Consider the following 13,420-nt stretch of genomic DNA (forward strand, 5'->3'; position numbering starts at 1 on the left):
ACCACTTCCCTCGATTAGCTTTTAATTTCTCCATCGCAGATCAATTCCGATTTGCGAAATAAAAGGAGACTTATGAATAAAGCGAATTACGCAAACGCAGTTGAAACCACCACCACCTGGTTGACCCCCAAGCGCATCATTGAAGCCCTGGGGCCTTTTGATCTTGATCCTTGCACTCCTGCGGAGGGGATGCCCTGGGCGACGGCAGAAGAGATGTGGACGCCTGTGGATGACGGTCTGGAAACGCCCTGGCCGAAAGAGAAGTTCGCTTGGCACAACCCGCCGTATGGCCGGGGTCAGGAAGCTTGGATGGAAAAGGCCTCGACGCATGGCAATAACATCACGCTGGTCTTTGCGCGCACCGATACGCAATGGATGCATCGATTTGTCTTCAACCATGAAAAAGCCCGCGCCGTTCTGTTCACCGAGGGCCGTTTGAAGTTCTGCAATTCGAAAGGCATCGAAGGGCAAGCATCTCCTGCCGGGTCCGTCTTTATTGCTTATGGCAAGAAGGCAGAAAAGCGATTGGAAAAAGCTTGGCGGAACGGCGATATCGAAGGGCACTTCTTGTCGCTCAATCGGATGAGTCAGATGAGCCTTGATCTGAATCTCTAACGCTTCACTGAAAAAAAGGAATTGGCGATGAGCCAGTTGAACTAGAAAGGCCCCGCTACTGGGGCCTTTTCCTTTTTTGGTGTTTCATATTTACTGAGCAAAGCCGCGTTGGAATTGTTGCTTTCTTTGAGGGCTCGCCGCTTCAAGAGTTGGCGCTTTGAGATGTTCTTTGAAGTGATCATTCAAGCCTAATTTTTCAATCATTTGAGCGGGCGATTCGCGATGATGGCGGTTGGTGGCGTTAATATCAGCGCCATATTCAATCATCTTTTCAGCAATCGCAATATTTGTATTTGCCTTTTCATGATTTCCTTCCTTTAAGTTCCGCTCAATTCTTTCGAGAGTCGTTGTGAGCGGAGGAGCGCTGAACTCACCCGTTGTGTGATTGAAGTCAAACCCGTGTTCGCCAAGTAGCTCTGTCATTTCGGAACTGCCGCACCAAAAATCCAAGCCGCGACCGTGAAATTGAGGGCTTGAATCGATGCTGCTTCCCTGATCGATCAAATATTGAGCTTTCGAAAGATCGTTCTGAGCGACAGCCTGGACCAGCGGTGACTGCTCGTTTTCAAAGTTTAAGTCAGTCACATGATTTTCGATCAAGTGCTCAAAAACATCCCGATCCTGGATTTGGCAGACAACTGGATATCTGCGCTCCTTTTCTAGAAGTCTGTAATTGATGTCATAAAGATTGTCATAGTCATGGATGTAGTCGCTGTCCAGATGATACTTGCCGTTCACGTCAGCTCCTCTTCTGATGAGCGAGTCGATAAGCTTCACATTGTAATCAGCAACTTTTCCGCTTTCCCTTAAATCATTGACTTCTTGAACGTGATTGTTGAGCTGATATGTTAGATGATTCTGATCGAGCTTTTTAGCTCTCTCTGCGTCAGCCCCAAATTCGATCAATATTTTTCGAGCGTCTGGATTGACTTCCGCATCGCGCAAGTATTCACCGTTCCTGCCGTTGGGGTCGATGAATTTTTCGGTAATCATGTGACTCAGGAAGTCTTTGTCAATGTGAAGTGCTTTGATCTGACGTTCAATGACGCTGTTGCGCAAGTCGTCCATTTGCGGCGAGTAAGCCGAACGGTCGAAGGGTAGGGGGTTTCCGGAATCCATATACTGCTGTCGAAGCTGTCTTTCGAGCACTTCAAAGCTTTTCAGCTTGTCGTCGAGGCTTATTTCACCGGCTGACGAGTTCAGCCTTAAATTGCCTAGGGCAGTGGCGCGTTCTTTTGCTGACGCTGAATTCTCTTCATCGTTAAAGAAACTGTCTATACTTTTGCTCATCGTTTTTTCTCCGTTTCAAGAAAAGGCGGATTGCCTCTTTTTCACATTGAACGCGAATCCGTTTTTGTCAATGGCTTTTCTGTCGCCCATAAGAAAGCCCCCTTGCGGGGGCAGTTGTGGTTCCCCTTAAAAACCACATCCCCACTCATGGGGCGAAGTGTCAACGGGAAAATAGGAGATAAAAAACCGCTGACTCTTTCAATCTAGATCAGGTTCAGTGATTGTCAATAGGATTAATTGGTTAAAATTAAGACCTAGGCTTTTTAAAAAACAATCGAGGCGGTATTCGATTGATAGTGTTGATTGATGGGCAAGAGCGGGGGCTGATTGATTGCACTGATCAGCTTGGAAATAACTATGGCGCTCGCATAGCCTTTCGAGATTGATGCGTCAGAAGCTCGATTCTTCGACAATATAGAGCAGAGTATTCGGTAGCAAATCCATCCCGCCAAATGACCGTAGCAGTCTTTCATGCATGAGACCGTCAAGCCTGGGAAGGTCAACTTGCTTGTTCGGCTGGTTCGCGCAGCGTTTGCGGTGGCCCGGAGCTGTGGAGTGTTTAATTCAGGCTTGCCCGCCCGGACCAAAACATATCGCTGAAAAGTGTCGCGATCAAAGTAAGGAAGATCAAGGAGGCGCAGGCCAGCATCCATTCTCACGTGCCGATTCAGCTGCACGGATATCTTCTTGTAAAGGAGCGATACGTCCTGGGCAATAGCCGCTCCTTGGCTTGAATTTTTTGATGTTCCGCAAAGCGAAGTGGCGGCAGATTGAACTGCCAACTCCTGCCAGCAATCGTTTTCCCAACTGTAGCCATGAGTGTAGAGGACATTCGGGTGCGAAATGACTTTTGATTGCAAGTGATCGAAGTCCCTATCCATGACTGCGATCACGGAGGATACAGAACCTGCCTCAATTTTTTCAGCAATCTTCAAAACTGCTGTCTTTGACCCGATAGATTTAAAGGCAATCCGCTTGTCCGGTCGGAAGTGATCAAAGATCTCCTGCCAAAATCTAATGTCGTCGGAAGAAGCAGAGAAGTTCCCCTTCTCGATTTCTTCGGAACTGAGGCTGGCACCGCCCTCTAAGTAGACCACTGCGTCAGCACCTTCGAACAAATGCAGGTTTGACAGGCCCGAGTCCGTTCGAACAAAGCTCATTCAATCATCTCCTGCATGGAGAAGATTTTATCAGTGTAGTGACTCACAACGTCGGGCGAGTGCGTGGCACAAATGATCTGAGCGCGTGGGTTAAGCTTGACCAGGCTATCCATCAGCTTTTCCTGCCAACTAACGTGGAGTGAAAGCTCCGGCTCATCCGTGATGTAGATCCAAGCGGACTTCTGCTGAAGAAGAGCTTCGCCGAGAATAATGACAAGTTGCTTCTCGCCGGACGAAAGAGCTTTAATCGGCATTTTCTTGCCAGAGACGGTCGTTGCTTCCAGCTCGTTCCGCTGATTAATTTCTATCTTCTTGCGCATGTAGAGGCTGTTCAGCACGGCGAGAAATGTGATTCGCGGCTGCAGAATTTCCTCTTGCTTTTTGAGGAGTGTATTCCACTCTTGCACGACCTTGTGGCTGCGATACGCGCTTACGAGCGTCATCAGACCGGAAAGCGCGACTTGTCCATCACGCATCGCTGTGCGCGATTTCTCGACTTCTGCATAGTGCTTATCGAGTTTCGTGCGAGCGCTGCCTTTAATGTTTAGCTTGCTGAAAATATCAACCAGCGACCTCTTTTCATCCTCCAGGTCCAGGCTTTGAATAGAGGTAAAGATCGTCTGCTCAGCTTGTTCGGTGATCAGAGAGACGATCATATTTCTCTGGAACTCGGCGATTTCCTCCGCTACTTTGGACGCCAGGACGGAAAAGTATTTGGCGAGCGATACACTGAGTTCTTCAAGCTTCTGATCGACGGAGGACTCGAAGTTTTCGTCTCGCCTGCCGCGTGTAAGTCCGGTGGATACCCGGTGAATGGAGAGCCAGCTCACATTCACCATTTCCGCGAGCTTTTCGAAAAGGCCTCTTCCCGTGTTCCGGAAACTCAGAGTTGCTGCACGAGCCATGCTTCGTCTCGCAAGCATCTCTTCTTCGTAGGCATCGAGTTCGAAAGTGCTAGGGCTTGCCGTCGCTCTTTCTTTAATGGTGTATACCACCTTGGGATAAGTGGACCGCTCGCTGAGTTCTTTGGAGAGTTCAATAGTGGGGCGCTTTCTCCCGCCGACTTCCCTCAGGTGAATCTTGATCGAAGTGAACGGAAGGCGAAGGATATTCTCAAAATCCGCAGTCAAAGCCGCAGCTATGATATTTATGACTGTGGTTTTTCCGGACCCGTTTGGTCCGATGAAGAAATTAATGTCCTTGTGGAAATCGATTGCAATATCTCTCGATTCCCAGAATCCCTTGATGATGACTTTTTCGACAATGTTCATAGCATTCCATGGCGAGGAATAGTTGGTAGGCGCAGCCCAGCAATGCTCTCTTCCACGGAGATCTTTGGCGGGTGGGCCAGGCGGGTTCGGAGCCGCTTAAGTGCGAGCATACCTCTAACGCCGCATCTGGGCTTGTTTGCAATCGACTGAGGTCGATGCAGTCTTGCAGGCCATCCAGGAGGGCCTTGCCACATCAGGTAATGGTCGTCGTGGGGAGGTCGCTTGCGCGGATGCAAGGCCTCCGCTACACTAGGCAACTGCGCCGATGTAGCTCAGTTGGTAGAGCAACTGATTCGTAATCAGTAGGTCGGAGGTTCGACTCCTCTCATCGGCACCAACAAAAAATTTTTGTAGCCCCCGGCGAAAGCCAGGGGCTTTTTTTTGGCCGATTGCAGCCGATAGTATTGAATCAACTGCACAAGGAAGTTTCGCATGGTCACAAGCTCTCAGAAATACTTCAAAGAGGTGATGGCGCAGATTGAAGCAGAGAGACAGCTTCGAGTTGCGCCCGATGAAGCCTTTGTCAGCTTGGACACCCACGAGGTGAACGAGGATTGGTTGAAGGACAGCAGCACGACGGACGCTCACCGAAAGAACGCTATGGACCGATGGTTCATGGCCCGATTCCGTCTCCCTGCTCAGGCTGGAATCGAATCGACTGACGGAAAGGGTGCCGTTGTCCCGGACGGAGGTCCGCAGGACGCTCACAAAGTTCTTCGTGAGCGTTTTGATGGCTTAGTAGACCCTGTTCTCATCGACAGCGTTGCCGACGACATTACTGACGATTGGGGCGTGCTATGGGTGAAGACTCCGCTGGCGCTCTACATCGCCGAGAATGATGCGGAGATCGGTATGGAAGCAGACATGTTGTCTGTTCTAGACAGACGAGTAGGGCGCTTGCAAAAGATTGCGCAGATGAAAGGGGACGGTGTAACAGAAATCGCGGCACGCAATTTGGTCTACGCCTCAATCATTTCCGCTTACGAATCGTTTTTGTGGGAAACGCTGTTGTTCTGGGTGAACAACGACTCGCGAACAGTGCAGCGTCTTCTGTCTCGACATCCAGACTTTAAAAGCGCGGCGATGCCCTATCATAAACTCTTGGATGTTTCAGACCCAATGGAGGCCGGTCGTCTCCTAATAAAGTCTTACTTGCAGCGCGTGATCTGGCATCAGCGAGACAAGGTTGCAGAGCTGTATGAAAAAGCGTTCTCGTTTAAAATGCCGGACGCCAGCATTCTGGATGACGCTTTGAAGATTCGGCACGATATTGTTCACCGCAGCGGTCGCATCGTCGGTGGAGGCGAGCATGCAGTTACGCAGAAAGCGATTGGAAAGCTGTCAATTGACGTTTACGTGATTGCTAACCGCATTCAGTCCGAAGTCGGCGACGCGCTTGTAAAGCCAGGTGCATGATGAACTTCCAGATCCTCGCTCTCTCCACTGCCGAAATCGTCCAAACGACGTTCCCAGGTCGAGCCACCCTGACTCCCGCAGAGGTCGCTCTGGTGCTCTTTGGCATCGGTGACAAAAGCGGCGCACAGCGCGTCAGAGAGCGCTTGGACAAGGGAAGCCTACTGCCGGGGTTGAAGAAGAGCGGTGGCCGGTGGCTCATCCCTGTCGCTTCGCTTGTGGCGAGCCTGGAAGCGCTGGAAAAGCCGGTATCAGTCATGAAAGAGGAGGGCAGGCACAACCAAGGGCCTGTCTTCATTCCCATGCGCTCGGGGACTCATTTGAAGCGAGGACGTTCGAAGAGCCGTATTGGGCACCGACCAGGAATTCTTGCATTGGAATCCCAGGGCGCCTGGACGAAAGTTTGGGAGAAGTATGACGCGCTGTCTCAGTTGAGAGAGCAGTTTGCGTTGTCTCAGCACCTCGATTCATCTGTCACCAAGATCTCGGCGACAAACTCGCAGAGCACTGTAAAAACGGAACGCTTCTAAAAAACTCAGGGGTGCAAGGGATGGCGCTTGAACATTGCATCGGGCCGGTGTGCTTCTTCCACCTGGACCCGACTTCACCGAAGATCTTCGGATTTGCAGAGTTGTTAGCTGGGCTAGCGCTTATCGTTGTGGCATGGACAATTGCCGACTTCCGCTTCAAGTTCCGCATCGCCACAGCGCCGATTCCTGTTGTTCGCCTCTCCTCAGTAGTGGTGCTAAGCGTCTCAGTGTTGGCACTTCTCACTGACCTATGGAGAGCAGAGGGTTGGTTGGTCCCAAGCGGCGGACCTTTAACGGCCTCTTCCTGGCAATTTGTGCTCGCGACATTGTTCCTCCTGAGCTTCTTCGTATGGGTCTGGTATGCGGTCATTTCGCCACCAGCGCTCACTTCTCGAACGGGAAAGAAGATTCACCACCAACTCTTTGAAACGATCTCGAACGGCTCACCCCAAGAACTCGCGATTGTGGCCGACGAGGTTCGGAGGTATGCGAAAACGCTCGCTGAGCAGGCGACAAGATTAGACGAGGCTTACTTTGCGAGGACGCCACAAGAACGACGCCGCTTGCCAGAGCTGGAATCAAGCGCAAACGACATTTACGGCATCCTTTCTGATCGACGGCTATGTAAAGTCATCGTGAGAAATTGCCCTGGCGCAGCCGTCGATTTGTTTGAAGCGGTGAGGTCAACGTGGCGCTATCAGGTTCCCATTGGGACGCTGGGACGCTACCTGATAGAAGAAGGAATTGCGGACAAAGACTCCGTGTTCTACACGGAAAGTCGCACCAGAGTAGGAGGTTTCATCGTGTTCGAGCGTTCAATAATCCGGACGATGCTTAGCGACTACTCACTCCTGAAAGCGCAACCCGACCTCCTTCGTGTCGATTTTGAGGCTTCGAGAACTTGGTCTTCAAAAGAATTGCGGTTGTATGCAGCGCTGGCTATCACTGCTTACAACGGGTTCTCGATGATGAGGCTGAACGAGCGCCCTACTGCCCTCGCACCTGTCTTCTCGATCATGGGTGACGCGGCAGATGGACTGACATCTGTCATCGGAAGCGATGATGTTCTCAGCCATGAGAGTGTTGCCAAGCTGCGGGTCGTCATGCAATTTGTGGAGAGCGGCGTAGCGGCACTTCGCTGGCACGGTGTGTCAGAACCCGATGAGGCCGCGTCGCCAGACATGCTGGACGATTGGGTGAACCTGATCGTCGTCCAGGTGTTAAACGTGGCGGCGCTCCGGCTCGACTACTGGACAGCTTTGGATTTGACACAGATCGTCACTCAACGCACGTTTACCTCGCCTCACTTGAACAGCTGGGCAGGGAAGACGATCCTGCACCGAATTCGTCGCCGACTCTTCGACATGCTCCAAGTCAACGGAGGAATTGCTGGCATGGGGGTAGCGAACGTGGTGCGCTTCTGCCTCACAGGAATCGCGGTCGATAGTTCCGGAAAGCTCCATGCTCCTCATTCCCGAGTGCTGTTCCTGGCGGTCAGGGGGTGGCTGTCGCAGAATTTCCTGGCGTGGCACCGGCTGTCCCCCGTGCTTGCTCTTTCAGCGCTTCCGGAAGTCTGTGAGTTCGATCAGTCAAACCGCACAATTACACTCACCCAGTTCGCTTTGCTTAGAACTTCCACGCCGCAGGATCGTGTGATTCATTTGAGATGAAGCACCTGCATTTACGCATTCCTAAAAGCCCCTACGTTGGGGCTTTTTTGTTCCCTGTTCAATTGACAACTTCCGAATCTGAAATAGCTTGAAAGAGTGGAATTTCCCACTTTTCTATTTTTTGGAGGTTGTATGTCAGTGAAATCAATCGGCGCAGTATTCTTAGCCCTTGCTTTAAGCGCTCCCGGCTTCGCCCAGGCTTCCGACACGTCTGCTCGCGTCTACGGCAAGCAACAAGCGCTCTCGCAGCAGAACGTCAAGCTGGGAGAGGTTCTCTACGTTCAAGAAGTCCGTATTCAAGACCAGAGCTACCGGCTCAACACAGGGTCAGCGGTGGGCGCTTCCACAGGTTACCTGCTCAGCAAGAACCGCACGGGCTCAGAGAGAGCGATTGCTGGGCTAGCAGGAGGTGCCATTGGCACGGCGGTGCAGAGGCAAGTGATGAAGCGGAGAGCGGTGGAGATCTACATTCGTTTGGAAGGCAAGAGCGATATCTTCTCAGTCGTTCAAGACGATGACCAAGTGATTCGTCCAGGGGATCACGTGTTCGTATCAGGCAGAGGCAATCAGATGCGGGTGACTCCGCTAAGGTAATCGATATATGAGTTGCAGAAAGAACGAAGCCCCCAAATCGTGGGCTTTTTTTATTCCTGGTCGTATTGGCCGATCAAGCGGCCTAGTCCCATCGGCGGGCGTCTAGATTTGATGAACTCGAAGTATTCGCTCCCGCCCAACTTCTGGCCTCTATCAAACGCTGGTATATGCTGCATCAGCAACGACGACATAGCGTAAGTGCCAGGGTCAGACAGCACTTCATTGAGCAACAGCTTGTGGCACAGACCAACAAAGGTAAAGAACTGAGAGTCGTTGGGAAGCGACAACTGGGTTGCTTGGGACGCAGCATCGAAGAAGCCGACCATGTATCCCCGCACTTCCGGGTCTTCCAGACGCTCGTGAAAGTTGGGGTAGCTCTTACACATCATGAGCGGCATGTAGAGCAACGTTGCTGCATCTTTCGCAACATCTCCCGCCCTCGAATCGTTGATTTGGAACGGGTCTTTCTTTTTGAACCATCCGAGCATATTTGGAGCCTTCCCTGAACTAGGGCCGATTCTCCCACGCTGGGCACGTCCAAGCAACGAAGCAGGTGATCTGGGTGATCTAGGTGATCTGGGTTGCCAAAAAGCCAGCCCAGAACGCCGGAGAGCCTTGCACGCCAATACTTTCCGTTGAGTGATCTGGGTGATCCGGGTCCAGTGGCCCAAGTCGCTATATATGTATTCTACAAAAGCGCCAATACCTGGTCGCTTTCGTTGGTTCAAATATATCAGTAATGGGTATTTAACCCAGATCACCCAGATCAGTGCTCTTAAAAGCTTTGTGCCACTAGGGCTAAGCCCGATCTGGGTTGCTCTTTTTAACCCGGATCATACCCAGATCACCCAGATCACTTAAAGATTTGAATGGAGGTTAATTGCTCCAATTGATTATTGTATTAATTGAGCGGTACTTCTCATTTCTAACGATTAAAAATAAAATCTTTCTAAAATGAATTGACTTCTATTTGTATAAATGTATTGTCATTACATAGCCAACTATAAGCGGAGTAAATTCATGAGTAAGCAAGACGATTCAAAACGAGCCACTTTTCAATTCCGAGTTTCAATGTCTGAATTGCAGCGTTTCAGCGAACAGGCAAGGCGTGAGAACACGACCTTGTCCGAGTTGGCTCGACAGCTTTTAGCGGACAGGGTTGAAAAATCACAGGCATAAAAAAACCCCCTTTGCAGAGGGGGCTTAAAAAAACACGGGCACAACACAAAAGGAAAAAACATGAACTTACAGAACAAAAATAACATTGATTTCAGCGATGTCAACTTCTTTGATGACGGAGACCCTCTTGCTGCTGAATGCGGTCCATTGAGCACGGTTGCTTCTGCTTTGCCGGTGATTCAAGTTGAAGAGCCAGGCCAAGTCGCTTTGGTCGAAGAAGAGGTTGCGCCGGTCGCAGAAGTGGTTGAGTTATCGACAGAGGAGAGTTCCGAAGAGGCAAAGGGTGAGGAGAATTCTTCTAAGAAAAGAAAGCCCCCAAGTGTCCCTTTACGCTTTGCGAACCATCTTCTTTCTCAAAGAAACGGGGGCGCGTGGGGAGGTCGGGTTGAAGAAGGAGGCACGCTGATCCATAAATGGAACGGCAGCCACTATGCTTATATTTCAGACTCTGACGGCATGACTATGGCTAATAAATGGCTGACCGAGCACGCCCCAGATCAAGCCACAAAAAAAGCCGAAGAGCAAGCGTGGAAGTTCTTAGAGAGTCATCTCCGCTGGCGCTGTCCCATTCCTGCATCTGACCCTGACAGAGTTGTGATTCCCTGCCGCAATTCCTACATTCATATGAATGATGAGGGAGATATCTCAGTTCGTTCTCCCAGCCCCGCTTTTGGTTTGACGCACTCGCTGAACATTGAATTGGGTAAGCCAGGGCAGGCATACCGACCTGTTCCTTTTAAAGAGAATTCAAAGTTCAAAGCGTTCATTAATGACGCGGTCAGTTCTGCTGCAATGCATGATTTTCTACAAGAGCAGTGCGCCATGCTGCTGCTTCCCCAAAACTATCAGATGGCTGTCTGGTGGTGGGGGGAAGGAGGCACCGGCAAATCGACGCTCGCTGAATTGATGTGTCTGTATCAATCTAATCCGGCCCGACCTGATCTGCACGCGTTGGATAAGAGCTTCGGCAAAGAAGTGATTCTCGGAGCATCGCTTCTCGTGACAAGTGAAGTGACATCTGGGAAGTGGTGCGAAGAGACCTGGAAGAAGATTGTTGCGCAAGACGGCATCAGTGTTGAGCGAAAGAACATCAGCACGATCAAGACTTATCGAAATCGAGCCAAATGGCTGATTTGCTCAAACGATGCTCCGTTTGTTGTAGACAAGACGAACGGCGTTTGGCGGCGAATGACGATTCTAAAATGGACGAACGTTGTTCCAGAAGAGCAAAGGAAAAAGGACTATTACATCGAGATGTTCAAGGAGGAGGGAGATGCTATTTTATGTTGGATCTTGGAGGGGGCGCAGCGTCTCGTAAAAAGAGGGCGATTCTTGCCTGAAAGTCAGTGGCCAGCAGAAGCAATCGCTATGAAGGAAGAAGTCAAGACGGTCTCTAACAACATCAAAATGTGGATGAAAGAGGAAAAGGTGAGCAAGAGTGAAGGCTTTCAGGACAAGGCGGTCATCTATCAACGCTATCTCGACTTCTGTCAGCTTTTTCAAACTATTCCTGTTGATACATCTATTTTTTGGCGAAGTATGAGCAGCTACATCTCAGGCTTTGAGCAAAAGAGAGTTCGGATGAGGGTTGGAGGTGTTAATAAGCCGACGTATGTTGCGAACGTAAAATGGTGCACGAAAGAAGAGGGTGAGGAAATAGATCTATCTTCACACAATGATTTCAATGAAGTTCCGTTCTGACTGCTATTTAAAAAGGTGCCGCTCATGAGCAGCCAATAAAAAAGCCCCTCTGAAAAAAGGGGCTTTTTTCATGCCTGCTTGCCAAATTCCGTTCTTCTGTTAGTTGTTAAGCACTGTCTGGATTTTTTTGAGGTGCTTATGTTGAACGAAAAGAACGACGCGTTTGAAGAGCGCGCAATGTCACTGGAAGATGCGTTGGAATCATTGGACGTTGGAACGTCATACATCGCAAAGATGGAGAGCGACGGGGTTCACTTCCTCAATGGCGATTTCGCGCATTTTTGGAACGAAGAACAGATGGTCGCAGAGCTGGAAGAGCAGGAGTTCATTAAACTTTTGCTGTCTCATCTCCGAAACGGCCAACAGATCATCTTGCTGAGAGAAGGAGACATTCGATGAGCCAGATGACCGATCACACCGAAAAAGTTGCTCAACTCTTCATCGAATTGATGCAGAAAGACTTGGCTCCCTTCCAACGCCCCTGGTCCCCAGGGCAACCGCGTCACACCGCGAACCTAGCGCCAGTGAACGGCACTTCGGGCCGGAACTACCATGGCGTCAACGCGCTCTACCTGCACATGCAGCAGCTCTACCAAGGCTACGAGTCCAATGCCGGGATGACGTTCAAGCAAGCTTCTGACCTGGGAGGCAAGGTCAACAAAGGCCAGAAGGCCACCCAGGTTGAATTCTGGGACTGGCCCGACAAGAAGAACGAGCAAGAGGGGGATGCGGAAGAAGAGGCCACCCAAGGCCGCAAGGGCCCACGGGTGTTCTACGCGAACGTGTTCAACGCTTCTCAGATCTCCGGCATTCCAGAGCGCTTCTATGCGCCTCCTACCGTGATGCCCGAGGAGTGGAGGCACGAAGAAGCCGAGCGCGTGCTGCGAGAATCCGGGGCCTCGATCAAGCATGACGGCGGCAACCAGGCGTTCTATCGCCCCATGACTGACTCCATCCATTTGCCGCAAATTCAGCAGTTCAAGAGCGCTGACCTCTATTACGCCACTGCACTCCACGAATTGGGCCACTGGACAGGTCATCCGTCGAGACTCAATCGAACCTTTGGAGCGTTCGGTGATGAGCGATACGCGCAGGAAGAGTTGAGAGCCGAGATCTTTTCTTACATGTGCAGTCAGCGGCTTGATCTTCCGCACGAACCTGAAAGGCACGCCGGATACGTGAAGTCGTGGATCAAGGTCGTCCAAGACGATCCCAGGGCAATCTTCAAGGCTTGCGCGGATGCGGAGCGCATCTGCAAATTCTTAGGCGTTGAACAAGCGCTCGCGAAGCGGGAAGCGTTTCAGGTCGAAGAGAAGAGCAACGTGATTGAGTTCCCAGCACCCAGGGCAGTGAAGCGGAAGAGTCGGGGATTGGCGATGTAGAACGGGAGTTAGGGGGCTGGAAAAGTTTAATAAGCGCTTGGGTTGCGCGATTGCGCTTTCGATCTATATTTAAAGTTCAATCTTTAAATATCGGAGGCATTTATGAGTAGTGCAACTACCCACAAAGAACATCGAAAGACCGCTCCACCGTTGTTGGATAAATCCCGCATCTCGGAATTCAAGACAAAATCCGCAGCCATCAGAGCTTGGGACTTGATCGAGAAAGACGACCGTCTTCCTTCGATTCGAGCAGCCGTATTGTTTGAAGCAAGACAGAAGCCCGAGCAATACCCTGACGACCGCCCCAAGGGCGAACTCAATGATGAAGGTGTATGGATTCCAGACCCGGCAGAAATGAGTGAAGAAGAACGACTGTCGCTGACCGCTCCAACGCTCGATACACCAAAGACTTACTTCTACTCCTGTTTGTCGATTCATCACTGTGCGCTGCGCTACCAAAGCTCAGTCATCGATGTTAGAGCAATCCAATTGATTGCTTCGCTCTTGGATGTGTCGTTGGAGCAGAGTGCTTCAAGCATTTACCAACAGATCTCCAAGCTCACCCGCGTTCTTTAAAGCGGAATAATTTCACACTTTTACAGAAAGACGGGTTGA

The 13,420-nt window shown here is 50.7% G+C and carries 14 protein-coding genes and 1 tRNA gene; 11 read left to right on the top strand and 4 right to left on the bottom strand.

Features of this window, described 5'->3' with window-relative positions; translation table 11 throughout:
- Positions 1-72: 72 nt before the first annotated feature.
- A complete protein-coding gene (locus ACZK2R_RS05630; protein WP_478487795.1) occupies positions 73-615 on the top strand; it encodes a DNA N-6-adenine-methyltransferase in 543 nt (180 codons plus the stop codon).
- Positions 616-705: 90 nt separating this feature from the next.
- Here the strand turns inward: ACZK2R_RS05630 and ACZK2R_RS05635 are convergent, their stop codons facing one another.
- The 3 genes from ACZK2R_RS05635 to ACZK2R_RS05645 all read right to left on the bottom strand — a co-directional run bounded on the left by ACZK2R_RS05635 (position 706) and on the right by ACZK2R_RS05645 (position 4,336).
- Positions 706-1,905 carry a hypothetical protein gene (locus tag ACZK2R_RS05635; protein WP_478487796.1) on the bottom strand — a complete coding sequence of 400 codons (1,200 nt, stop codon included), beginning with the start codon at positions 1,903-1,905 and terminating at the stop codon, positions 706-708.
- A gap of 263 nt (positions 1,906-2,168) precedes the next feature.
- Positions 2,169-3,065 (bottom strand): DUF4435 domain-containing protein, encoded by an 897-nt coding sequence (locus ACZK2R_RS05640; protein WP_478487798.1) that lies wholly within the window; start codon positions 3,063-3,065, stop codon positions 2,169-2,171.
- The gene (locus ACZK2R_RS05645; RefSeq protein ID WP_478487800.1) at positions 3,062-4,336 is read right to left on the bottom strand and encodes an AAA family ATPase; all 1,275 of its coding nucleotides are present in this window, start codon (positions 4,334-4,336) and stop codon (positions 3,062-3,064) included. Before ACZK2R_RS05645 ends, ACZK2R_RS05640 begins: the two co-directional genes overlap by 4 nt.
- Before the next feature lie 261 nt (positions 4,337-4,597).
- On the opposite strand from ACZK2R_RS05645, the gene ACZK2R_RS05650 reads away from it, so the two are divergent.
- The 5 genes from ACZK2R_RS05650 (at position 4,598) to ACZK2R_RS05670 (ending at position 8,543) form a co-directional block, all read left to right on the top strand.
- Positions 4,598-4,673 (top strand) — tRNA-Thr (locus ACZK2R_RS05650).
- Positions 4,674-4,768: 95 nt separating this feature from the next.
- Positions 4,769-5,752, top strand: a complete 984-nt coding sequence (locus ACZK2R_RS05655; RefSeq protein ID WP_478487801.1) for a hypothetical protein — start codon at positions 4,769-4,771, stop codon at positions 5,750-5,752.
- The gene (locus ACZK2R_RS05660) at positions 5,752-6,279 is read left to right on the top strand and encodes a hypothetical protein (protein ID WP_478487803.1); all 528 of its coding nucleotides are present in this window, start codon (positions 5,752-5,754) and stop codon (positions 6,277-6,279) included. Before ACZK2R_RS05655 ends, ACZK2R_RS05660 begins: the two co-directional genes overlap by 1 nt.
- 20 nt (positions 6,280-6,299) lie before the next feature.
- Positions 6,300-7,949: a hypothetical protein gene (locus ACZK2R_RS05665; protein WP_478487804.1), complete on the top strand. Its 1,650-nt coding sequence runs from the start codon at positions 6,300-6,302 to the stop codon at positions 7,947-7,949.
- A 132-nt stretch (positions 7,950-8,081) separates the two neighbouring features.
- Complete coding sequence (locus ACZK2R_RS05670; protein ID WP_478487806.1) at positions 8,082-8,543, top strand: outer membrane lipoprotein; 462 nt, start codon at positions 8,082-8,084, stop codon at positions 8,541-8,543.
- 50 nt (positions 8,544-8,593) lie between these two features.
- Here the strand turns inward: ACZK2R_RS05670 and ACZK2R_RS05675 are convergent, their stop codons facing one another.
- Positions 8,594-9,031 carry a hypothetical protein gene (locus ACZK2R_RS05675; protein ID WP_478487808.1) on the bottom strand — a complete coding sequence of 146 codons (438 nt, stop codon included), beginning with the start codon at positions 9,029-9,031 and terminating at the stop codon, positions 8,594-8,596.
- 532 nt (positions 9,032-9,563) lie between these two features.
- Here ACZK2R_RS05675 and ACZK2R_RS05680 point away from each other — a divergent pair.
- From ACZK2R_RS05680 to ACZK2R_RS05700, 5 genes are all read left to right on the top strand, one after another.
- Positions 9,564-9,722, top strand: coding sequence for a hypothetical protein (locus tag ACZK2R_RS05680; protein WP_478487810.1), 159 nt, complete (start codon positions 9,564-9,566; stop codon positions 9,720-9,722).
- A gap of 60 nt (positions 9,723-9,782) precedes the next feature.
- On the top strand, positions 9,783-11,423 hold the full coding sequence (locus ACZK2R_RS05685) for a DNA primase family protein (protein ID WP_478487812.1): 1,641 nt from the start codon (positions 9,783-9,785) through the stop codon (positions 11,421-11,423).
- A gap of 138 nt (positions 11,424-11,561) precedes the next feature.
- Positions 11,562-11,822, top strand: a complete 261-nt coding sequence (locus tag ACZK2R_RS05690) for a hypothetical protein (protein ID WP_478487813.1) — start codon at positions 11,562-11,564, stop codon at positions 11,820-11,822.
- The gene (locus ACZK2R_RS05695) at positions 11,819-12,805 is read left to right on the top strand and encodes an ArdC family protein (protein ID WP_478487814.1); all 987 of its coding nucleotides are present in this window, start codon (positions 11,819-11,821) and stop codon (positions 12,803-12,805) included. Before ACZK2R_RS05690 ends, ACZK2R_RS05695 begins: the two co-directional genes overlap by 4 nt.
- Before the next feature lie 102 nt (positions 12,806-12,907).
- Positions 12,908-13,381 carry a hypothetical protein gene (locus tag ACZK2R_RS05700; RefSeq protein ID WP_478487815.1) on the top strand — a complete coding sequence of 158 codons (474 nt, stop codon included), beginning with the start codon at positions 12,908-12,910 and terminating at the stop codon, positions 13,379-13,381.
- Positions 13,382-13,420 lie beyond the last annotated feature (39 nt).

The sequence above is a fragment of the Stenotrophomonas sp. 96582_Sma genome, from assembly GCF_056480905.1.